Raw genomic sequence first — 22809 nt, forward strand, 5'->3', positions numbered from 1 at the left:
GAAATAGTAAACTATGAAAATAAAATTTAACCTTATTATGCTATTCCTTGTAGCATTAACAAGTTGTTCTATGAAACCAACGGATAAAAAACAAGAATTGGATACTAAACCATTTGAAGAATTGCATAACCATAAAGGGTCCAAAAATTATGAAGTTTCAGTAATTATTCCTAAACAAAAAGAGGCCCAATCTTTTGATTTAGATACTATTTCAGAAAAATTATACATCAATTCCTTTTTTAAATCAAAGCTAAAAAAAAGTAATGTGTCTGAATATAATATGATCAAATTAGATTTTTTAGGCAGTAAAATGGATTCTACAGGAGCACATGCTAAATTAAAGGATGGTACTCTGTGGAATAGTAATTTTTATATAAGTTGGCTTACAAATGGAGATACTACTAGACATAAATATATAGACCCTTTTACGAATAAGAAAATAGATGATATTTACGAGTTCGAAGTCAAAGAGAAAGACCCTAAGAAATGGTTAAAAAAATTCGAAGAATTCTATACAAAAGCCAAATATGTTCATATAAGAATGAGTGACTACTATTTCAAAGTAAATGATAAATGGTATTTTATGGAGGGTTATAAAATGGGTGAAGCTAATAATCTTGACCTTGAAAAAAAATACCCCAAAAAAGAGGATCAAGATGTTCGCATGGTAGAGTTAAAAAATATAGGTCCAAAATGGTATCATAAAGGTTTCGAGGACAGAGATACTAGTTTAATAAAAATGATAGACTACCAATCTGATTTTTATGTAGAGGAAAACCAAGGGCCTATTAATGTAGGGTATTCTGCCGGCTGGTGGTATTTAGAGGTTTATATGCCCTTAGGAGATACAATTAAAGTAAAGAGATATAGCTATTTTGAAGATCCTCAACTTGAATTGTATAAAGTACCAAGCACCTATGGTGGTCGTGAACATGTGCTATTTATAGTGCAAAAGCCAAGAGATTCGCATATAGCACAAGTAAGTGGTATGTATGCTATACGACCCAGAGATCCGAAACAACCGCAACGTAGATATAAAAACACCGTTTATAAAAAAAATGAAGAAGGGCTTGATGTTATCGACAAGTCTAAATCTATAGAAACTGACGAGTACAAAACTTGGGTAAAGCAAAAAGGATAGTAAATTAGACCTTGTAAGGTTAAAAATAAATTATAATAAATCTGGCATTAGATTATAATCTAAATTTAGAAACTCGCCTTCAATGGGGGAATGAAAACTCTCTTTTTTTATGATAATAAGAATAGGCTGCAGACAACCATGTATTATGGAAACAATATATATATGAAAAAAACAACTTTCTTATATGACTAAGTAATACTCCCCTCGTGCGACATATCCGCAACCCTGGCGCACTTCTGCGAAGTGTGTCTAATTTTCTTTAGTATTTGCAATGCAATTTATTATCTTGAAACTATGTCTCAGAGATATAAAGTTATAGATAGTACCGTTCCAACATTTGTGACAATAACAATAATTGATTGGGTAGATTTATTTATTCGACCAACCTATTTTAAAATATAAGATGATTCTCTAAATTATTGTATTGCAAACAAAGGATTTAACCGTACATGCTTGCGTATATATGAGTAGTCATATACATCTTATTATTAATTCTCAAGAAAACGAGTTGCAGGACATTATTCGCGATTTGAAAAAACACACCTTAGGAATTTATAAAAGCGATAAAAGAACTTCCTGAAAGTAGAAGGGAGTGGCTTTTAGCTAAATTTAATTATGCAGCAAAGCGTGTAAAGAAAGGTGTTAGTTATAAGGTTTGGAAAGATGGATATCATCCCGTAATTTTAGATACTAGCAAAAAAATAGAACAACGTATAAATTATATACATTATAATCCTGTGGCTTCAGAATTAGTTTATCATGAAAGAAGAGATTGGAAAAACAGTAGCTATGCAATCTATGAAGAGGACAATATAGAAATTTCTTCGGCTAAAGTACATCCTCTATGGTAATTTGAAATAGAAAAATAATTAGTCACGCTTTACAAAAGCGCGCCAGGTTCTGTGATTATAGATGTGGAACGAGTAGAGATTTAATTCTTGAAGGAGGAAAAAAAGCATTTCTAAGATCTGCCAAAACTGAGGTTTCAGGTACACAAAACACGTTAGAGCTTCCTTAAAAAAAACAAAATATTACTTAAAATAGAATAACAAAAACTAATAATGAAAAAGTCTTTTCTCTATATAATTTTAATTTTTACGATTAATATTAGTCACAGTCAAATCAAAGATAGTTTAGCACGATGCGGCAGAAACTCAAAGCGTTTAATTATCTCAATGGAGCATTCCGGTGAAATTAAATACCTACTGAATGAATCTGGTAATGGTTCTCCTGACAAACATGAAGGAAAAGGGGTATATAATTCTAAATATCAAAGAGTTGAACTAAGTTATAAAATGTGTTATTATTTACCTGCATTATATTATTACAGAGTAGAGTTTGCAGGTAATACGCTATATATTGATAACAAACAATTACAAACATTTGTAGATGCTTATGTAAATGATTCTCAAATTACCTTAAGCCGTTATTTTAATTCATCTGCATTTATTTCATATCAAAAAGACAGAAAAGAAGGCAAAGATGCTTATGAAAATGATTATTGTTTTGTAAAATTACTGATTACTGATAATATGGGGTTTAAATCAGGTGTTGCTATTAGAAACCTATTAGAGCAAACAGAAAATATGGGGCAAATTACGAATGTAGATGACAATATCTTAGAGATTACGCCTAATGAGAATACTGATTTTATACCTGATGTTTTTTATTACGTTAAAAACAAACCTAATTTAAGAGTTACTATATTAAAAACACTAGAGGGCTCTATTAAAGCAAAGGTGCATAGTATATTGGAAGATGACGATTTTTTGGTAGAAAAAGGAGATGAAATTACAACCGTAAAGGAACAAATCAAATAATATGAAAAAATATATTACGATTATAATACTCTTCTGTTCAATAGTTGCCTGCAATCGTATAAAAAAAGATAGCCTTCTTGCTTCAGATAATAAGGATACCGCTATAAATTTTCAAGATGCTATCGCGGCATACCAAGCTCAAGAGCACCGTTTTGAAATTAAAGCCTGTAAATTATATTATAATGAACAACATGTGGTCTTAGATAGTCTTCATCTCTTTGAAAAAGTAATGGGAAGCAATTACTCTTCAGATGATGATGATTATTACAATGATAAACCTATAAGTTTTCAGACTAAATGGTTAGGGAAAATGTATAATCTCGATGAAACAAATGGTTTAGACAATAGGCCTAGGATGGTTTATAGCATCGCCATAAAATTATCTGATGACACCGAGGTTTTAAAGGATATAGCAGATGGTTATGAATCTATGGTGTCAGAAAGAGAAGCTGCTTTTATCAATTTACCCACCTTAGAAGGATATGTGCTTATTGACGGCCAACTTATTAAAGCAAATACAAAAATTAAAGACTTTAATCAAGATAGAAAAAATAATAAACTACCATTATTTACTTCGTTTTTAGGTCAAAAAAGGTCCCAAGGAATTTGGTATGGGCAGAGTTACTGCAAGCCGGCATATAATGGAGTAGGCCTTACAGAAATTACACTTTTTTACAATGATGAAAACTATTTAGAAAAAAATTACCAAGTAACCACTATAAAAGAAGTTCGGTATAATTATGAACAGCCTTATTAATGAGTAAAATATTACCGTTACAAAATAATATGGGAAAAATAAGAAAAATAAGCATTGGCGATGTTTTTGCAATAAAAATAGAAAATACGGACTATTATTATTTTGGAAGAATTTTATTTGATGTAAAAGAACAATACAAAGAAAAAATAGAAAACCACAACTATCTAGGTTGGCACGGTAAAAGTGTTTTAATTGAAACTTATAAAACCATATCCAAAACACCTGAAATCTCTGAATTCAAGGTTATATTAAATGGTACTTTCGTGCCAAAAAAAACACTATTGAGTGAGGATATTACAATCATAAAAAATATTCCTGTAAACCATAAGAAAGTATCATTTCCTGAAGTATTTCAAGATGTTCATATGACAGGTATACTATTTTCTTTGGGAGAATTGACTATTCTAACAAGTTTTGACACAAAATATGTAGATAAAACAAAGGTATTTCCAACGCTAGGAAATATGTATTATATTCAGTTGGCAACCTTAGATTATTCAGGCAGAAGAGACTTAATAGAATACCAAGAAGATATCATAGATAATTATTTTAGAGATTCAGATTTGAGAAGTTTTCCTGAAATACGTAAAGAAATTTACAAAGATATTGGAGAAGACCCTAATATGAGTTATTACGAACTAGCGTTAAAACATGGTTTTGATCTAGCCCGTTTTTATTAATTACAATTAGCACCTATACCTTATGGGACCATCAAAAACAATGATAAAAGATATTTTGTGGAACTTTGAAAAAGATAAGTTTACATCTTTAGAAGAATTCAAAAAAGCTTTGATCAAGTATAATGAATATATTACAGGAGACCCTTTTAAATTCTCTTTAGACGAATCCTTTTTAGAATTACCGGAAATCATGGTTCAATATACACATTGGGACGACCCCCTCGCGGGACATATCCGCAACCCTGGCGCACTTCTGTGAAGTGTGTCTAATTTTCTTTCGTATTTGCAATGCAATTTATTATCTTGAAACAATGTCTCAGAGATATAAAGTCATAGATAGTACCGTTCCAACATTTGTGACAATAACAATAATTGATTGGGTAGATTTATTTATTCGACCAACCTATTTTAAAATATTAGATGATTCTCTAAATTATTGTATTCCAAACAAAGGATTAACCCTACATGCGTACGTATATATATATGAGTAGTCATATACATCTTATTATTAGTTCTCAAGAAAACGGGTTACAGGACATTATTCGCGATTTGAAAAAACACACCTCTAAGTAATTTATAAAAGCGATAAAAGAACTTCCTGAAAGTAGAAGGGAGTGGCTTTTAGCTAAATTTAATTATGCAGCAAAGCGTGTAAAGAAAGGTGTTAGTTATAAGGTTTGGAAAGATGGGTATCATCCCGTAATTTTAGATACTAGCAAAAAAATAGAACAACGTATAAATTATATACATTATAATCCTGTGGCTTCAGAATTAGTTTATCATGAAAGAGATTGGAAAAACAGTAGCTATGCAATCTATGAAGAAGACAATCCAGAAATCCCTTCGGTTAAAGTACATCCTCTATGGTCATTTGAAATAGAAAAACAATTAGTCACGCTTTACAAAAGCGCGCCAGGTTCTACGATTATAGATGTGGCACGAGTAGGGACCGAGTTATCTAATAAAGAAATTGAATTGTCTAATTTATTTACTGAAGCGATGAACAAAACGCCTGAAGAAAGAGCGCAACGTAAAATAGATGATTTAAATGAAATAAAAAGACAAAATCAAGTAAAAAAGATGCAATTAACACTGTTGACCCTTTAAAGAATATGCAAAATAATACTTTTAGCAATGTTTATTCTGAAAAAAATAATAAGATGGGGCAAAATTATAGTCAAGAATTTTTTAAAGAAACTACTGATCAAGAAAAAGAATAATCAGGCATAATGGATTAGAAATAGTAAACTATGAAAATAAAATTTAACCTTATTATGCTATTCCTTGTAGCATTAACAAGTTGTTCTATGAAACCAACGGATAAAAAACAAGAATTGGATACTAAACCATTTGAAGAATTGCATAACCATAAAGGGTCCAAAAATTATGAAGTTTCAGTAATTATTCCTAAACAAAAAGAGGCCCAATCTTTTGATTTAGATACTATTTCAGAAAAATTATACATCAATTCCTTTTTTAAATCAAAGCTAAAAAAAAGTAATGTGTCTGAATATAATATGATCAAATTAGATTTTTTAGGCAGTAAAATGGATTCTACAGGAGCACATGCTAAATTAAAGGATGGTACTCTGTGGAATAGTAATTTTTATATAAGTTGGCTTACAAATGGAGATACTACTAGACATAAATATATAGACCCTTTTACGAATAAGAAAATAGATGATATTTACGAGTTCGAAGTCAAAGAGAAAGACCCTAAGAAATGGTTAAAAAAATTCGAAGAATTCTATACAAAAGCCAAATATGTTCATATAAGAATGAGTGACTACTACTTCAAAGTAAATGATAAATGGTATTTTATGGAGGGTTATAAAATGGGTGAAGCTAATAATCTTGACATTGAAAAAAAATACCCCAAAAAAGAGGATCAAGATGTTCGCATGGTAGAGTTAAAAAATATAGGTCCAAAATGGTATCATAAAGGTTTTAAGGACAGAGATACTAGTTTAATAAAAATGATAGACTACCAATCTGATTTTTATGTAGAGGAAAACCAAGGGCCTATTAATGTAGGGTATTCTGCTGGTTGGTGGTATTTGGAGATTTACATGCCTTTGGGGGACACAATTAAAGTAAAGAGATATAGCTATTTTGAAGATCCTCAACTTGAATTGTATAAAGTACCAAGCGCCTATGGTGGTCGTGAAGATGTGCTTTTTATAGTGCAAAAGCCAAGAGATTCGCATATAGCACAAGTAAGTGGTATGTATGCTATACGACCCAGAGATCCGAAACAACCGCAACGTAGGTATAAAAACACGGTTTATAAAAAAGATGAAGAAGGGCTTGATGTCATCGACAACTCTAAATCTATAGAAACTGACGAATACAAAACTTGGGTAAAGCAAAAAGGATAGTAAATTAGACCTTGTAAGGTTAAAAAAAAATAAATTATAATAAATCGGGCATTAGATTATAATCTAAATTTAGAAATTTTCCCGCGCTAACACAAGCATCCCGCTTGTACCTTTACTGCTTTGATTATAATATTTTCATTACTCATTTCTTTTACTCTTTTGTATGTTACTTACTCGATTATTAGCGTGAGATTCGCACTAGCGATGAACGTTGTCTAGCTGCCTTGGTACAATTACAAGAAAATAACAATTCTAAGGGTATTATGAATCAAAATGTTACTTTTAAGGTCGGAACAATTGCCGAATTAGAGCAACAAAAAACATGGAAATAGTAGATTATAAACGAAAAATCACCCATACAAATTATGGCAAAGCCGAGCCTGGATTACAGCAATATGCACATGGCGTAGATAAAGTAATTACTGAGAAAAATTTTTTTACGATATCAAAAGAATTACTGGAAAAAGACAAAAGATTTTTTGCAAACGATAACTATATAAAGATTCCTACATTTTCCAATTACTTACCTTATATCGTTGGAGGTGTCGCTTTAGCTATGATTATTAATTATTTAATTTTTATTAATGAAGGTTTAGATTTTATAGATATTCTTTTCTTTTCCATCTCCTGCATTGTCTTTATTTTTTTTGCAGTGTATTTTTTCACCATGCCCAAAAAAGAAAAAATCCTTAACCGCGAAGATGGTCTAATCACTTTTACGGGCTTACTTTGGCAAAAAAACATTACTATGCCGTTTAAGAATGCAATATTTTGCTACAGTACAGGTGGCGAGGATGCTACAGGTAATCAGGCCTACGAAAGGGTATACTTTTGAAGATTTTATGATAGGAGCTCAATCTTGTTATGAAGATATTTCGCTGATAACCTGGTACATGGACAAAAACCGCCCGTTACCTCCTGGAGATGCCTTTGATGAATATAGGTTACAAGATTTTGAAAGACGTAAAGCAGAAGGTTTCCCACGTCCAGGCTACCCTAGTACTATTCCTACTCCAGAAGCTACACCAGAACAACAAGCAGAACGTGAGAAAATTGGTGGTTGGTAGCGCTCGTAGAATATACAAAAGAAAGAGTTTTTTAACGTTTTAACTAAGCAAGACAACTATCTCATACATCCTCATTCTCTTAGTCTTTTTTGGTCTGCTTTTATTTTTGGAAACAAAAAATCATAGATGATAGTCTATAATTTTTAAGGTGATTCATCGAAATACAGCGGTATTTTTTGTTCATCTCAGGGATTGTGTCTATTTTAACCTCCTTTAAATAACTACCGCCATGTCTAAAATGATTACCCCAGTGCTTATTATCGATGGAGAACGTTTTCTTCCTAAATCTGGTTATAAGGTTACTATAGAACAATCCATGGGTACCCACAGCTCTTTTAGTGTGGTTTTTCAAACCAATGCTACCGAAGGTTACGGCGGTACACTAATGAATAATTCTATTAATTATTCCGGTAAAAAACTATCTATAGGGGTTAATGATGGTGAGCTAGAATATGTAGGGATCATTACTTCTGTAGCTTTGCAAAAAGGAATTGGCGCTTCTGGCGCTATTGTGCTTTCAGGACAAGGGGCTAGTATTTTACTCTCGCGCTCCGTACAATGTTTTAGCTATGAAGAAGGGTCTTCTTTTAGCCAAGTGGTAAGTGATACCTTTAATGGACACTCCACAGATTTATTAAAAATGGAAATAGGAAATGGAACCAATATTCGTTTGCCTTATACCGTACAATACAACGAATCCGATTTTTCATTCTTACAACGTATGTGTGCTCGTTATGGCGTTGGATGTATGACAATGGGAGAACCTTTTGCGTAGGACGCACGGGAGAAACAATTTAGGGGTGTATGGTCAGGATATTCAAACCTTTGGCCTCTCCACTACCCTACAGTCCCAAAATAGCGGCTTTACTTCTAAAGATTGGGTCAATGATAGTGAATTAGAATCGGTTTCTTCATCGTACAGTGCACAAAGCGGACATATGTATGCTGGGAATGTAAAAAGAGAATCAGAAGGTTTATTTGCCAAGAAAGAAAACTACTCTTGGAATCACAATCAGAATGAATATAGCGGACAACAAGGTTTAGATCATGTAGCAAAAGTTGATACCTTATCTAAAGCGGCGAATATGATTATTGCCAACGGATCTTCAGAAATTGTCGGTTTACGTGTGGGCGATAATTTAACCATTGAAGGCGTTAGTTTTTCTGATAAAACACGTAGAGATGCGTTTGGATCCTATATGATTACCAAAGTAGCACACCGTTTTGATCACAGTGGTAATTATGAAAATCATTTTGAAGGGGTACCAGAAGGCACAGAACACCCACATTACAGTGCGGTATTTGCCACTCCCTCTGCAGAAGAACAACGTGGTGTTGTTTTAGATAACAATGACCCTGATGGATTAGGCCGTATAAAAGTACAGTTTGGTTGGCAGCGCAGAATGGGCACCTCTACCCCATGGATAAAAATGAATACCCCTTACGGTGGTAACGGTAAAGGCTTTTACTTTATTCCAGAACTGGACGAAGAAGTTCTGGTAGGTTTTGAAAATAACAACCCTGAAAAACCATATGTGTTGAGTGCTGGTTATAATAATAGCGCAAAGAGTGGTGTTGCAGATGCCGATAATAATATAAAAGCTATCATGACCCGCAGTGGACATATTATTGAACTAAATGATACTGATGGTGGGGAGATGATTACCATTAAGGATAAAAATGAGAACATTATCAATATCAACACGGCTAGTAATGATATTATAATCTCTGCACATAACGATATTACAATTACTGCTGCCGAAAATTTAGCGTTAAATAGCAAGAACATGCAGATAAATGTTGAAGAAAATTTAGACATTACTGTAGGGGCTAATAAAACAGAAAGTATCACAGAAAATTATACGCTTATGGCGAATAATGAAGAGCACCAAATTGGAGAAGATATCAAGGTGATTAGTAGCACCTATAAACAACAAGCTCAGGAAATTACTACGGATGCCAGTGGAGAAATTAAAACCAACGCAGGTGGCAAGATCACTATTGCTAGTGGGGACTCTATAGAATATGGAGAGTAATAAATTAGTTTAAATATTCAACAAACAATACACCTAGCTCCTTAACGAATGAATACAGAAGAAAGTAAATCATTTATTAGCAATATTGACGTTCAAACCTCATTTGTAAATGTGGGAAACTCCAGCTATGAAGAGGCTATTCCTGCTGATGCTGTGAATGTTACAGTTGGAGTATATTTTGATGGAACTCAGAATAATAGAAAAAATACAGAAGCTAGGGAAGAACACGATAAAGGAGCTTCTGGAAACAAGGATATTGCTGAACATTATATTTTTAATGAAGGGAGCAGTTTTGAAAATGACCACTCTAATATATCTAGAAGTGAACCTTATTATGTAAAAAAGAATACCAAAAAACACAAACAACTTTCTATATATATTGAAGGCGTAGGGACTGAAAATCATGAAGAAGATAGTTATGTTTTGGGTGTAGCTCAAGCAAAGGGCGATACTGGTATTAAACCTAAGGTTAAAAAGGCATTCGAAACGTTAGGTGCAGAAATTAATGAAGTTCTTAGTGATGTTAATGGAAAAACAATTTACAACCTAACAATCGATACTTTTGGATTTAGCCGTGGTGCCGCTGCTGCACGATACTTTATATCTGAAGTAACCAAAAGAAAAGGGCAAGTTAAAAGAAGAAACTCTAGAAATGGAAAAGAAATAAAATATAAAGTAGATTTTGGTCCATTAGGGGAGCATTTATACGATAATTTATGGATTGTAAAATCTTTGAATATCAGATTTGTCGGGCTATATGATACTGTGGCTTCTTTTGGAATCGATCATGATGATGATACTGAAGAATTAAATTTAGATGCTATTAAAAAGGCTAATCATGTATTTCAAATTGGAGCTGATGATGAACATAGAAACAAATTTAGAAGAACAAATATAGTAAGTGCTGGTGGCAGAGGTAAAGAAGTACTATTTCCTGGTGTGCATTCTGATATTGGAGGTGGTTATATGGACGGTGAAGGTGAAAAACTGATTGTTGATAAGTATAACTTAAGCCGTTTAGAAAAAGAAAGGCTTTATTTAATAGACCAAGCTTGGTATAAAGATTTTGAAATAAAAGTTGATTACGGAGTGGCTAAGTTGCTAGCTGAAAGAAAAAGTATTAGTAATCTTTATAGCTTTATCCCTTTACATGTAATGGCTGAATATGGAATGTCCAAAGCTGTCGATTGTGAAATTGGAAAGTTAAATGATAAATACTCTATTAAAGACCCTGTGTTACTTAAAATTCGTAAAGAATTAGATAATTATGTATGGGGCTATAGAGATAAAGTTTCTTTTACCAACGATGCAGATAGAGAGCTTTTAAAAAGAATACGACACAAATATTTTCATTTTTCAGCACACTATAATCGCTCCTATGGCTTAACACCTCATAAACCAAATATAGTAGATGGTAAAAGAATACGTGTAATTAATGAAGGCTAATCAATACCTTACTAAAATGACAAAAGTATGGATTATTATATGTATATGTTTTGTGAATTTTTATTCCTGTAAACCTCAAAACTCTATGAAAAAATACGAATGGCGGCCAACAGCTTGTGCTCCTGAGAATTATCCTGCGGAAGTAGTTAAAGGAGACGTTTTTATGGATGACGGAACTTCCATCTATATTCCTACGGGGCATACTTTAATGCATGGCTGGGGAGATACTGGCGCAATCCATATTTCAGGCCCAGATTTTAAGCAAGTTCCCAGTAGTTTTAGTATTAAATGGGTATCCTATTTAGAGGAGAAATTTTATGGAGGTACTTTTCAACTTCCTAAAGAAAAAATAACTGATTATTTTGAAGAAGGTTTTGTAGACCGCAGAGGAATAAAAAGAACCTATACTAAAACAGTAATAGGTTTAGCTCCTGGTGGTGTACTTGTTGTCTGGTTGCTAGGTGCAGGTAAGGTTGTGGAAATAGAACGATATCAAGCAAAAGAGATACAAGTTGAAAAAAAAGATTTTATCCCTTATGCTTCATACTCTGTTACGGAGTATTTAAAAGTAACAAGGAACCGTATTGTAAATGATGATATCAGAGGTGCCATTGACGTGGATAACATTCCTTTTGGGATTTGGGATATATATCGAAAAAAATATGAATGGAATCCAACCATTGATTTTAAAAATCAAAGTAATGTGGAGTTAACTAACGTTTATTTCTCATATTACAATGGCGAAATGTTTAGAACTATAGGCAGTAATAAAAAAGCTATGGTAAAAGAGCAAAGAGCCATACCAAAAGAATCTGGAATTACTTGGACAGATGGTAATGGGAATGAATTTGGAGCTACAATTACTTTTGATGATCAGGAAATGCTAAGATTGTTCCATGAAGTTTATCTTGAAGATAAAAATACGAGTATGGAAATAATTATTCAATTAGATAAATATAATAGTATAATTACTACATTTATTAAAACGGAAACAAAAACATATCCAATTACAAAAACGGTAAGTGAAATAAGTGTTTACACAACTGAATAGATTAAAATAGTTCTAACATTACATGCACCCAACCCAAGCCTCATATGAACCAATTATTTCACACAACGGACAGTCTGTTGTGCGCAGCTTTACGGCTGAAATAAAAAATGAGTTTATCAAGGAAAAAAAGGTGCGATTCATTATGAGGTACATATTCTTCACAATTTCTCTTCTAATTATAGGTTGCAAAGATCAAAAACCATCGAAGATAAGCGAAGAAATAGAAGAAGTATCACTTATGAACAAATTTGAATGGCGCCCAACAGAATGTGCTCCAGAGCATTACCCTGTAGAAATCTACCAAGCAAGTTTTATCACTGATGATGGTGATTATATCGTAATCCCTAGTGGAGGTACTAAAAATAACGGATGGGGTAAATTAGGTTCTACTTGGGTTGTAGGGTCCGATAAGAAATCCATTCCTTCTAAATTAAAAATTATATGGGTTTCATACACCGAAAAACAATTTTATTTTGGAGATTTTAATTTACCAAACGATGAAATAATAAAATATTTCAAAGATGGCTATGAAAACCATAATGGAATACATAGTGAATATACTAATATAGCTGTTGGAATGGCACCTGGTGGAGTAGTTTCTGTTTGGGTTATGGGCGCAGGTTCTTATATTGAAATTGGACATTATAAGGGTGAAAAAACAGAGGTAACCATTGAAGATTTTAATCCAGATGGTACAATCACTATAGAGGAATACTTAAATAATCGACAGCTAGAATTTTCAAGTGAAACAAAAGAAGTTATAGCAAAAGAAGGAATCCCTTTTGGAAAATGGACAAATTATAGAAGATCTTATAATTGGAAACCCATCTTCAAGCATCAAGATAGAGGGGTTCTAAAAAATTTTATTAGCAATTTTTATAATGGTGAATTTTATAACATCCGAGCTGATGATCAGCTGTTAAGTAAATACTCTTTACACCCACCCTCTAAAAGAATTGCTTTTAGCTGGTATGATAAATTAGGAAATAGATATGCTTCTGAAATTCTCTTTGATGAAAAAGAAGTATGGACTGCTTTTGAAAAAACATATAAAAATCCAAAAACAATTGAAGCTAATTTAGTGTTAGAAATTGATAAATACAATAGTCGTATAAATATTACTTTAGAAAGTGAAAATGATACTATTCCAATAGAAAAGTCAAAAGTAAAAATATATGTAACCCCTGTTTAAAAACTATACTATAGACCTTCTATTTATAATTAAAAAAATACATGCATCAAGCCCAAGCCTCATATGAACCAATTATTTCACACAACGGACAGTCTGTTGTGCGCAGCTTTACGGCTGAAATAAAAAATGAGTTTATCAAGGAAAAAAAGGTGCGATTCATTATGAGGTACATATTCTTCACAATTTCTCTTCTAATTATAGCTTGCAAAGATCAAAAACCAACGAAGCTAAGCGAAGAAATAGAAGAAGTATCACGTATGAATAAATTTGAATGGCGCCCTACAGAATGTGCCCCAGAGCATTACCCTGTAACCATCTATCAAGGTGAATTTGCCACAGAAGAAGATGATTATTTTGAAATCCCAAAAGGTGGTGTTTTTAGTCAGGGTTGGGGTACTACTGGGTCAACCTGGGTAGTAGGTCCTAATTTCAAATCTATACCTATCAAACTAAGAATTATTTGGATTTCCTATACCGAAAATCAGTTTTATTATGGCGATTTTGATTTACCTAAAGAAAAAATTACAGCTTTGTTCAAAAAAGGTTTTTTAGATAATACTGGTAAACAAGATAAATATACTAACCTTACCGTAGGTTTAGCCCCGGGAGGTGCTGTTTCTGTATGGGTCATGGGTGCAGGTAACTATGTGGAAGTAGGTCATTACCAAGCTATGAAAACAGATGTTGCCATGAAAGATTTTGCACCCTATGCTAAAATCAGTATGAATGAATTTGTACAAAATAGAAAAAATAATTTTTCCGAGGGAACTAAAATTTTTTTAGAAAAAGAAGGTGTCCCTATTGGAAAATGGACAGCATATAGAAAATCTTACAACTGGAAACCTACTTTTAAACATAAAGATGGCGGTGTACTTGTAGACTTCTTAAATAAATTTTATAACGGAGATTTATATAATGTAAGAGCTGATAACCCAATATTACAGGAGTTTAGAGTTTCACCTCCCACAAGGAGAATCAGTTTTGATTGGGATGATAAAACAAAAACAAGATATACTGGTGTCATTAATTTTGATGAAAAGGAGATATGGAATGCTTTTGAAAAAATGTATGAAAACCCAAAAAATACGCAAGCAGAATTACTCTTAGAAGTAGATAAATACAATAGCAGTATAAGAATAAATTTAAAAAGTGAAAATGATACTATTCCAATAGAAAAGTCAAAAGTAAAAATATATGTAACCCCAGTTTAAAAAACTATACTATAGACCTTCTATTTATAATTAAAAAAATACATGCATCAAGCCCAAGCCTCATATGAACCAATTATTTCACACAACGGACAGTCTGTTGAGCGCACCTATACGGCTGAAATAAAAAATGAGTTTATCAAGGAAAAAAAGGTGCGATTCATTATTAGGTACATATTCTTCACAATTTCTCTTCTAATTATAGGTTGCAAAGATCAAAAACCAACTAAGCTAAGCGAAGAAATAGAAGAAGTATCACGTATGAATAAATTTGAATGGCGCCCTACAGAATGTGCCCCAGAGCATTACCCTGTAACCATCTATCAAGGTGAATTTGCCACAGAAGAAGATGATTATTTTGAAATCCCAAAAGGTGGTGTTTTTAGTCAGGGTTGGGGTACTACTGGGTCAACCTGGGTAGTAGGTCCTAATTTCAAATCTATACCTATCAAACTAAGAATTATTTGGATTTCCTATACCGAAAATCAGTTTTATTATGGCGATTTTGATCTACCAAAAGAAAAAATTACTGATTTGTTTAAAAGAGGTTACTTCAATTATAAAGGTAAAAAAGTTGAATATTCCAAACTTACCGTAGGTTTAGCCCCGGGAGGTGCTGTATCTGTATGGGTCATGGGCGCAGGTAACTATGTGGAAGTAGGTCATTACCAAGCTACAAAAACAAATGTTGCTATGAAAGATTTTGCACCCTATGCTAAAATCAGTATGAATGAATTTGTACAAAATAGAAAAAATAATTTTTCCGAGGGAACTAAAAATACTTTAGCTGTAGAAGGTATTCCCATTGGTAAATGGACAGCATATAGAAAATCTTACAACTGGAAACCTACTTTTAAACATAAAGATGGCGGTGTACTTGTAGACTTCTTAAATAAATTTTATAACGGAGATTTATATAATGTAAGAGCTGATAACCCCATATTACAGGAGTTTAGAGTTTCACCTCCCACAAGGAGAATCAGTTTTGATTGGGATGATAAAACAAAAACAAGATATACTGGTGTCATTAATTTTGATGAAAAAGAGATATGGAATGCTTTTGAAAAAATGTATGAAAACCCAAAAAATACGCAAGCAGAATTACTCTTAGAAGTAGATAAATACAATAGCAGTATAAGAATAAATTTAAAAAGTGAAAATGATACTATTCCAATAGAAAAGTCAAAAGTAAAAATATATGTAACCCCAGTTTAAAAAACTATACTATAGACCTTCTATTTATAATTAAAAAAATACATGCATCAAGCCCAAGCCTCATATGAACCAATTATTTCACACAACGGACAGTCTGTTGAGCGCACCTATACGGCTGAAATAAAAAATGAGTTTATCAAGGAAAAAAAGGTGCGATTCATTATGAGGTACATATTCTTCACAATTTCTCTTCTAATTATAGGTTGCAAAGAGCAAAAACCATCGAAGCTAAGCGAAGAAATAGAAGAAGTATCACATATGAACAAATATGAATGGCGCCCTACTGAATGTGCCCCAGAACATTACCCAGTAACCATTTATCAAGGTGATTTTGCCACAGAAGAAGATGATTATTTTGAAATCCCAAAAGGTGGTGTTTTTAGTCAGGGTTGGGGTACTACTGGGTCAACCTGGGTAGTAGGTCCTAATTTCAAATCTATACCTATCAAACTAAGAATTATTTGGATTTCCTATACCGAAAATCAGTTTTATTATGGCGATTTTGATCTGCCAAAAGAAAAAATAACAGCTTTGTTCAAAAAAGGTTTTTTAGATAATACTGGTAAACAAGATAAATATACTAACCTTACCGTAGGTTTAGCCCCGGGAGGTGCTGTTTCTGTTTGGATGATGGGAGCAGGTAACTATGTGGAAGTAGGTCATTACCAAGCTACAAAAACAGATGTTGCTATGAAAGATTTTGCACCCTATGCATCCATGAACCGTGAAGAATTTGTAAACGATGTACAAAAACATTTCTCTGAAGAAACTAAAAATAATTTAGCAAAAGAAGGTATTCCTATTGGGAAATGGACCGCATATAGAAAATCCTATAATTGGAAACCTACTTTTAAACATAAAGATGGCGGTGTACTTGTGGACTTCTTAAATAAATTCTACAATGGAGAATTATATAACATAAGAGCAGATAACCCAATATTACAGGAGTTCAGAGTTTCTCCTCCCACAAGGAGAATAAGTTTTGATTGGGATGATAAAACAAAAACAAGGTATACCGGTGTCATTCATTTTGATGAAAAGGAGATATGGAATGCTTTTGAAAAAATGTATGAAAACCCAAAAACTACCCAAGCAGAATTATTATTAGAGGTAGACAAATACAATAGTAGTATAAGAATAACTTTAAAAAGTGAAAATGATACTATTCCCATTGAAAAATCTCAAATTAAAATATATGTAACCCCTGTTTAAAAACTATACTATAGACCTTCTATTTATAATTAAAAAAATACATGCATCAAGCCCAAGCCTCCTATGAACCAATTATTTCACTCAATGGCCAACCTGTTGAGCGTACCTATACCGCTGAAATAAAAAATGTGGTGGTGAAGGGGAAAAAAGTAGAGCATTCCGCAATAGTCTTATTTTTCACATTGCACTATTTAGGTACTACAGAAGAAGGCAATCTAAAATATAAAAGTAGCATACAACGCCGTTTATTTTTAGATGATAAAAACAGACCTGTTTTCAAACCTTCTAAAGCGCAAAAAATAGGCTTAAGCGTTGCTAAAATAAATGATGAATTGTTATTAGAGGTTTCTAAGAATTATCAGTTTATAGGAATATTAAATCCGGAGGTTGTTCAGAAAAAATGGCAATCCGTAAAAAATATACTACAAAATTCATTTACAGATTTACAGACAGTTATAGGCGATTTTGATTGGCAAATGCAAACAGAAAATATTCAAAAAATATATAAAAATGACCCTTTCTACACCTTCTTCTTTGCTAACTTTTTCTATCAAGAGTTTAATGAAAATAAATCTTTAGAACACGAAAAAATACTAGTGAATGGTATTCACAACCTAAATATTCCAGTCTTAGAAAAACAATCCATTACTAAGCAGGACACATTATTTCAAAATATAGAAATAAAGACATCTGCAACATTAGAGCATACGAACAAACTATTCCCTGCTGAGAAAATTAATATGTTTATTGGAGGTTTACTAAATAGTAAAGGAAGTAATCATGATGTAGATTTCACCTATCAAGGTGTATATAAAGTACAGCCCAGAATTGGTATTATAAATTCAGGAGAATTAAGCTATAGCTTTTTTATCAAAGATGTGTATAGCAAGACCACTACCCTAACCTTCAATTTAGAAAAAGATGAGTAGCAAAATATATGTATTAGATGGTGCATTACTCGAGTGCAACCAAGGCTTTACGCCTGCAAAACTGATGGTAACCGAAAACCAAAAAGTAAAAATCCAAGGCAAGTTTAAAGCTACGGATATGGATGTACAAGTACCGCAAACCTTTGGGCAATGCAAACTTAAACCAACTAGTGGTGGTTATTTACCCTGTATTCCTGCTTTGCAAAAATGGACAAAAACTACAGGCAAAGCCACCTTGGGAAAAACAAAACGATTCCTTTTTGAAGATTCGGAATGTATGTGTGCTACGGGTGGTATGGTTACTATTTTAGAACCTATGCAAATAAACACCGCTGGTAGCGTACTGGAAGAATTTAAAAATATAGCCATGACGATACCGGGCGCTATGTTAGGGAATGATAAAGCTCCTAAAGTGGTAGAGAGCTATTGGATGGATGAGCATGGACAGGAGAAAGTAGAGGCCATTATATATGGAGAAAAAGCTTCAATGTTTATACGTACAGAAAACATAGCTGCCGGAGAGACCATTACTGTTAAAGTAAATGAAGCCAAAAATAAAAAAATTGATGGTGAACAAGCTCAATTCATATATACTGGAACAATACAAGGAAACGGAGTTGCTAAATTAGAACTATTAGCCACTGAAGAGAATTGGAATCAAATAATAGAATAACAAGCATATGTCCAGAGATAGAGAATTAACAATGGAAATTGAGGTTGCAGGACGATCTTTTAATGAACAAAAAGAAAAATTAGCCCTTACACCTTGGCCTTCTGCCAAACCTATATTTCATTTTAGAAGATGGGAGGGCTCGTGGAATGATTTCATGAAGGGTGACTTTGATGGATTTCATGAAACGCGTGAAGATGATTTTAAATATGGTTTTGATTGGTTAGGTGATGACTATTATGATTTTGGAAAAACAGATGATTTAAACAAAAGAGCTGGTCGTTACAATTACATCTATAATGATGTATTTAATAGTATTGAAGATCCTGGGGATTCTGGAAAAAAAGTCCCCATAGTCATGGAGGATAAAAACATAGAATCTAATGAGTCTCTACTAATAGCTGTAAATAAATATAAAGCTATTTTTCAGAAAGACGCAAAACTTTATACACTCTACAAAAAAGACTATTTTCCTTCATGGGTTACTATTCGCCAGGGCAAGACGGTTTCTTTATTAGTAGGATATCGAAATGACGACGTTACTGTTGGTCCACAATTTGGCGACAATGATGATTCTTTTCATATAGTAGCTGAACCCGGTTATGAAAATCATTTTGAAATCAGTGCTCCAGAGATCAAAAAAGAAGATTTAGATTCTAATGGACTTCCATTAGATATCACTTGTAAAAATGTTATCAACAGAGACGTTAGTATTTTGGTATACCATACAGATAATTGTACGATTAAATCTCCTGATGGAACTATTGATCTTGCTAAATATGGAACTCTAGTCGGTGAATTGAGAGTTATGAAGAATAACATTAAGTATATGTTAGATGTGGTACTTGTTAGAGTACAAAGAAAAAACACAGCAGATTTTGCTAATAGCACTCTTAATGATTTAAGAAAGTTACAAAAGACAATGGGAAGAGCCTTCTCCCAAGCCTCTATAAATTGTAGTTTTTCCGTACAAACGTTATCCAATTGTAAGGACTCTAATCAATTTTTAGTAGCCGATGAAGGGAACACAATTAATCATGGTGAGTATAAACAATATATTAATAATAAATTTTTATATGAGGAATATAAAGCTTCTTTAACCAATACAACACCGATTTCTTTTAGTCAATTTAAAAATAACCACCATGATGTAAGGAGTAATTTTGAGGGTACTACAAAAAAACGTTTTATACTATATCTCCACACCTATTACCACCATGATGGCGTTCTTGGTAGCGTTGACGAAGTAGAAGAAAATATACATAGTGCTGATAAAGGAAAATGGGCAATTTTATATAATAATGGAACAAGTCACTTTGCATCAGGAATTCATGAAGCAGCACATAGTATGGGTTTAGCTCACTCCTTTAATAGTTATCAAACAAAAAAAACCAGTTGTTTTGATAATAATGATCGACCAGATGAAATTTCAAATGTTGATGTATTCCCTTCTGGAGAATTTGCCTATTATTTTCATAAAAGAACCACTGGAAACAAACATCTTTTAAGACGTGGTAGTACAGAAAATATTATGGATTATAATAATTACTATTTTTATAATCAAGATATTTATGTAGATTACTTAAAAGGAGCACCTCCAGAAGGAAGACCGGTAAATGATATTACTGAGAATAACAAAAGATATATGACTAAAACACCCTTAAGATTTCATACTATTGCTTTAGAAGGAGACCCTCCTAAAATAGCTATCAGAATAAATAATATGAATACTATTTCTTTTTACAAATGGCAGTGGGAGCTTTTACAAACTGATGACGAAGTAGTTTCTCGCCAAAACTTGGCAAAAATGTTCGTCCGAACTATCAAGTCTTAAGCCAAGTTGGTTAACTACTCAATATAAATTTTCAATTAAAATTAATTAAAAATGAAATTTAAAAAAAGGTCTATTTTAATTACTCTTTTAGTTTTGTTTATTTGTTTTTTTGGCTATTCACAAAAAAAACTTTTACCAAACGGGGATGACTATTATCACAGCTACACCAAAAAGAAAGATACCGTTCGTATTTATGATATAGGTGATAATTTGGTTCGGGAGGCTTATTTAAAGGAAGATAGAGCTGTAGATTTTTATAATGAAGCAATTTTTTGGACACATTTAGAAAGCAGGTTTTTATTAGAATGGAATAATTATATACGACCTAAAAACAGGAATAGCTATTTATTTACAAAGGAAATTGAATTGCGAATTCTTTCTGGAGGAAAAAATGGCAGGTCAGAACATAAACCTTATAAAATTTCCCCATATGGATTTAGTGAATTTGATGGATATGAAGATAATTATATAGATTCCCCACTTAACTACACAGATTATAAAACTAAGAATTCTAATCCGGAAAAAAAGATTCAAAGTACAAAAACACCTAAGCCCATAATAAAGTTATCAGAGAAAGAAATTATAAGAAAATACAGTAAAGAAGAAAATATTCATTCATGTATATTCTATGTTAATGACGTAAAAATTTTAGATCTTTTCATCAGATTTAATGATCAAGGTTTAATTTCTGATGTATTATTTAGTAGAATCTATCCCATGAGTGAAACAGGACATAAAAACATGTATTTAAAAAAAATGAAATATGATGACTTGGGGAATATTATAGAGGAAAAAGAATGGCGTTTCAAGGACAACAACCAAGTAGAGAATTTTATAACTGAAAAAGGAGAAGATTTATTTTTAAGTGTCATTTTTGAAAATCCAAATAATTATTTGGATTTAAATATGGTGCTAAGTATAGCAGTAGAATATGACAATAAACTTGCTACTAAATATACTTCGTTTAGAGGTAGTGATAAAATGGAAATTAATTACACATTTGATGATAAAAAAAGACTAATAACATCCAAATATTACAATAATGGGACGTATGTGACAAAATATAGCTATACATATAATTAACTTATTTTAAATAACTATGATCCGAATTTTAATAATATTAATCCTATTTCTCTCTAAAAGTACACCTAGCTTTTCACAAAAAAAACTTTTACCAAACGGGGACGACTACTATCACTCTTACACCAAAGTTAATGATACCGTTCGTATTTATGATATAGCAGATAATTTGGTTCGAGAAGCTTATTTAAAAGAAGGGAGAGCTATAAATTTTAACAATGAAGCAATATTTTGGACACATTTTAAGAGTAAATACTTAATTATTGAGATGTTACCTAAATCGAAAGATAAGATTGAATATTTATATACTTCTGCAAAAAGTTTTGACTCCCTTGGTTCCGAAATTTTTAATGAAAAAAATGGAAAATGGAAAATATCTCGCTTTGGTTTTAAGGAAGACCTTTATGCTACATCTAAAGAAAAAAATAATGCTAATAAATATTCTATTTTAAACATTAATAAAAAAGAGACTAACGTATTAAAAGAAGAATATTATAAAAAACAAAACATTCATCATTCCACTTACTATATTGATGGCCATAAAAACTTTGAGCTTTTTTCTCGGTTTAATGATAGAGGCTCACTTTCTGATGCATTACTTGTTATAGTCAATAATAGAGGTTTAATTAATGAACAAAAACATTTTGGGTTGAGAAAGGCGCTCTATGATAGTGTAGGAGCATTAATAGAGCTTAAAGAATGGAGAAGTACTAATTATCTTCAAATTGAGAATCTCATTGAAAAAAATGGTCTAGATTTTTTTTTAAATGTAATTTTTGAGAAACCTTTGGACTATTTTAAATTAGAGGTTTTATACGTCACGTTATATGATTATAAAAATGGCAACTTATCTAAATTTAAAGATAAGTATGAACATTCTGATACGTATCTAGAAAATAGATATTTTTATGATGAAAAAAACAGGTTAGTTACTGATAAAATGTTTCAAAATAAAATGCATTTATATACTACCAAATATTATTATGACTAGTTGAACTCTAGTATGTTTTGACTCTATAAAACAAGAGTATTCTTTTAAATTTCGATTATTGATTATGCTGTTAATTTTTTAATATAAATTTTATTTGTAATA

22 protein-coding genes are annotated in these 22809 nt (G+C 32.1%); all 22 read left to right on the forward strand.

Features of this window, described 5'->3' with window-relative positions; translation table 11 throughout:
- The first annotated feature begins 13 nt into the window (after window positions 1-13).
- The 22 genes from GQR94_RS20840 to GQR94_RS20940 all read left to right on the forward strand — a co-directional run bounded on the left by GQR94_RS20840 (window position 14) and on the right by GQR94_RS20940 (window position 22707).
- Window positions 14-1141, forward strand: a complete 1128-nt coding sequence (locus tag GQR94_RS20840; protein ID WP_158978846.1) for a hypothetical protein — start codon at window positions 14-16, stop codon at window positions 1139-1141.
- A 1175-nt stretch (window positions 1142-2316) separates the two neighbouring features.
- Window positions 2317-2961 carry a hypothetical protein gene (locus GQR94_RS20845; RefSeq protein WP_158978848.1) on the forward strand — a complete coding sequence of 215 codons (645 nt, stop codon included), beginning with the start codon at window positions 2317-2319 and terminating at the stop codon, window positions 2959-2961.
- 1 nt (window position 2962) lies between these two features.
- Window positions 2963-3718, forward strand: coding sequence for a hypothetical protein (locus tag GQR94_RS20850; RefSeq protein WP_158978850.1), 756 nt, complete (start codon window positions 2963-2965; stop codon window positions 3716-3718).
- Window positions 3718-4398, forward strand: a complete 681-nt coding sequence (locus tag GQR94_RS20855; protein WP_158978852.1) for an Imm26 family immunity protein — start codon at window positions 3718-3720, stop codon at window positions 4396-4398. Before GQR94_RS20850 ends, GQR94_RS20855 begins: the two co-directional genes overlap by 1 nt.
- A 40-nt stretch (window positions 4399-4438) precedes the next feature.
- Window positions 4439-4657 carry a hypothetical protein gene (locus tag GQR94_RS20860; protein WP_158978854.1) on the forward strand — a complete coding sequence of 73 codons (219 nt, stop codon included), beginning with the start codon at window positions 4439-4441 and terminating at the stop codon, window positions 4655-4657.
- A 500-nt stretch (window positions 4658-5157) separates the two neighbouring features.
- Window positions 5158-5505, forward strand: a complete 348-nt coding sequence (locus GQR94_RS20865; RefSeq protein ID WP_158978856.1) for a hypothetical protein — start codon at window positions 5158-5160, stop codon at window positions 5503-5505.
- 143 nt (window positions 5506-5648) lie between these two features.
- Entirely contained in the window at window positions 5649-6776 is a 1128-nt protein-coding gene (locus GQR94_RS20870; RefSeq protein WP_158978858.1) for a hypothetical protein, read from the forward strand.
- A 322-nt stretch (window positions 6777-7098) separates the two neighbouring features.
- The gene (locus tag GQR94_RS20875; RefSeq protein ID WP_158978860.1) at window positions 7099-7611 is read left to right on the forward strand and encodes a hypothetical protein; all 513 of its coding nucleotides are present in this window, start codon (window positions 7099-7101) and stop codon (window positions 7609-7611) included.
- Between the two features lie 58 nt (window positions 7612-7669).
- Window positions 7670-7843: a hypothetical protein gene (locus tag GQR94_RS20880; protein WP_199271504.1), complete on the forward strand. Its 174-nt coding sequence runs from the start codon at window positions 7670-7672 to the stop codon at window positions 7841-7843.
- Window positions 7844-8072: 229 nt separating this feature from the next.
- Entirely contained in the window at window positions 8073-8618 is a 546-nt protein-coding gene (locus tag GQR94_RS22780) for a contractile injection system protein, VgrG/Pvc8 family (protein ID WP_233268529.1), read from the forward strand.
- Window positions 8611-9879, forward strand: a complete 1269-nt coding sequence (locus GQR94_RS20885; protein ID WP_233268539.1) for a phage baseplate assembly protein V — start codon at window positions 8611-8613, stop codon at window positions 9877-9879. Before GQR94_RS22780 ends, GQR94_RS20885 begins: the two co-directional genes overlap by 8 nt.
- A gap of 48 nt (window positions 9880-9927) precedes the next feature.
- Window positions 9928-11325 carry a DUF2235 domain-containing protein gene (locus GQR94_RS20890; protein ID WP_158978861.1) on the forward strand — a complete coding sequence of 466 codons (1398 nt, stop codon included), beginning with the start codon at window positions 9928-9930 and terminating at the stop codon, window positions 11323-11325.
- A gap of 85 nt (window positions 11326-11410) precedes the next feature.
- A complete protein-coding gene (locus GQR94_RS20895) occupies window positions 11411-12376 on the forward strand; it encodes a DUF2931 family protein (RefSeq protein WP_233268541.1) in 966 nt (321 codons plus the stop codon).
- 142 nt (window positions 12377-12518) lie between these two features.
- The gene (locus tag GQR94_RS20900) at window positions 12519-13568 is read left to right on the forward strand and encodes a DUF2931 family protein (protein WP_233268543.1); all 1050 of its coding nucleotides are present in this window, start codon (window positions 12519-12521) and stop codon (window positions 13566-13568) included.
- Window positions 13569-13609: 41 nt separating this feature from the next.
- A complete protein-coding gene (locus GQR94_RS20905) occupies window positions 13610-14779 on the forward strand; it encodes a DUF2931 family protein (RefSeq protein ID WP_158978867.1) in 1170 nt (389 codons plus the stop codon).
- 42 nt (window positions 14780-14821) lie between these two features.
- Window positions 14822-15991, forward strand: coding sequence for a DUF2931 family protein (locus tag GQR94_RS20910; RefSeq protein ID WP_158978869.1), 1170 nt, complete (start codon window positions 14822-14824; stop codon window positions 15989-15991).
- A 42-nt stretch (window positions 15992-16033) separates the two neighbouring features.
- Window positions 16034-17203 carry a DUF2931 family protein gene (locus GQR94_RS20915; protein WP_158978871.1) on the forward strand — a complete coding sequence of 390 codons (1170 nt, stop codon included), beginning with the start codon at window positions 16034-16036 and terminating at the stop codon, window positions 17201-17203.
- A 41-nt stretch (window positions 17204-17244) separates the two neighbouring features.
- The gene (locus tag GQR94_RS20920) at window positions 17245-18132 is read left to right on the forward strand and encodes a hypothetical protein (protein WP_158978873.1); all 888 of its coding nucleotides are present in this window, start codon (window positions 17245-17247) and stop codon (window positions 18130-18132) included.
- Window positions 18125-18805 (forward strand): PAAR-like protein, encoded by a 681-nt coding sequence (locus tag GQR94_RS20925; RefSeq protein ID WP_158978875.1) that lies wholly within the window; start codon window positions 18125-18127, stop codon window positions 18803-18805. The genes GQR94_RS20920 and GQR94_RS20925 overlap by 8 nt, the downstream gene beginning before the upstream one ends.
- A 7-nt stretch (window positions 18806-18812) precedes the next feature.
- Entirely contained in the window at window positions 18813-20636 is a 1824-nt protein-coding gene (locus GQR94_RS20930) for a hypothetical protein (RefSeq protein ID WP_158978877.1), read from the forward strand.
- A gap of 51 nt (window positions 20637-20687) precedes the next feature.
- Window positions 20688-21719: a hypothetical protein gene (locus GQR94_RS20935; RefSeq protein ID WP_158978879.1), complete on the forward strand. Its 1032-nt coding sequence runs from the start codon at window positions 20688-20690 to the stop codon at window positions 21717-21719.
- A 16-nt stretch (window positions 21720-21735) separates the two neighbouring features.
- Window positions 21736-22707, forward strand: a complete 972-nt coding sequence (locus GQR94_RS20940) for a hypothetical protein (RefSeq protein ID WP_158978881.1) — start codon at window positions 21736-21738, stop codon at window positions 22705-22707.
- Window positions 22708-22809: the final 102 nt, after the last annotated feature.

This window comes from Cellulophaga sp. L1A9, assembly GCF_009797025.1.
GTDB lineage: Bacteria > Bacteroidota > Bacteroidia > Flavobacteriales > Flavobacteriaceae > Cellulophaga.

Coding starts and splice junctions, on each gene's coding strand:
- GQR94_RS20880 (WP_199271504.1), top strand. CDS start 7,670: ATGGACAAAAACCGCCCGTTACCTCCTGGAGATGCCTTTGATGAATAT.
- GQR94_RS20905 (WP_158978867.1), top strand. CDS start 13,610: ATGCATCAAGCCCAAGCCTCATATGAACCAATTATTTCACACAACGGA.
- GQR94_RS20860 (WP_158978854.1), top strand. CDS start 4,439: ATGATAAAAGATATTTTGTGGAACTTTGAAAAAGATAAGTTTACATCT.
- GQR94_RS20925 (WP_158978875.1), top strand. CDS start 18,125: ATGAGTAGCAAAATATATGTATTAGATGGTGCATTACTCGAGTGCAAC.
- GQR94_RS20930 (WP_158978877.1), top strand. CDS start 18,813: ATGTCCAGAGATAGAGAATTAACAATGGAAATTGAGGTTGCAGGACGA.
- GQR94_RS20915 (WP_158978871.1), top strand. CDS start 16,034: ATGCATCAAGCCCAAGCCTCATATGAACCAATTATTTCACACAACGGA.
- GQR94_RS20935 (WP_158978879.1), top strand. CDS start 20,688: ATGAAATTTAAAAAAAGGTCTATTTTAATTACTCTTTTAGTTTTGTTT.
- GQR94_RS20855 (WP_158978852.1), top strand. CDS start 3,718: ATGAGTAAAATATTACCGTTACAAAATAATATGGGAAAAATAAGAAAA.
- GQR94_RS20845 (WP_158978848.1), top strand. CDS start 2,317: ATGGAGCATTCCGGTGAAATTAAATACCTACTGAATGAATCTGGTAAT.
- GQR94_RS20900 (WP_233268543.1), top strand. CDS start 12,519: ATGAGGTACATATTCTTCACAATTTCTCTTCTAATTATAGGTTGCAAA.
- GQR94_RS20940 (WP_158978881.1), top strand. CDS start 21,736: ATGATCCGAATTTTAATAATATTAATCCTATTTCTCTCTAAAAGTACA.
- GQR94_RS20870 (WP_158978858.1), top strand. CDS start 5,649: ATGAAAATAAAATTTAACCTTATTATGCTATTCCTTGTAGCATTAACA.
- GQR94_RS22780 (WP_233268529.1), top strand. CDS start 8,073: ATGTCTAAAATGATTACCCCAGTGCTTATTATCGATGGAGAACGTTTT.
- GQR94_RS20920 (WP_158978873.1), top strand. CDS start 17,245: ATGCATCAAGCCCAAGCCTCCTATGAACCAATTATTTCACTCAATGGC.
- GQR94_RS20890 (WP_158978861.1), top strand. CDS start 9,928: ATGAATACAGAAGAAAGTAAATCATTTATTAGCAATATTGACGTTCAA.
- GQR94_RS20840 (WP_158978846.1), top strand. CDS start 14: ATGAAAATAAAATTTAACCTTATTATGCTATTCCTTGTAGCATTAACA.
- GQR94_RS20875 (WP_158978860.1), top strand. CDS start 7,099: ATGGAAATAGTAGATTATAAACGAAAAATCACCCATACAAATTATGGC.
- GQR94_RS20910 (WP_158978869.1), top strand. CDS start 14,822: ATGCATCAAGCCCAAGCCTCATATGAACCAATTATTTCACACAACGGA.
- GQR94_RS20850 (WP_158978850.1), top strand. CDS start 2,963: ATGAAAAAATATATTACGATTATAATACTCTTCTGTTCAATAGTTGCC.
- GQR94_RS20895 (WP_233268541.1), top strand. CDS start 11,411: ATGAAAAAATACGAATGGCGGCCAACAGCTTGTGCTCCTGAGAATTAT.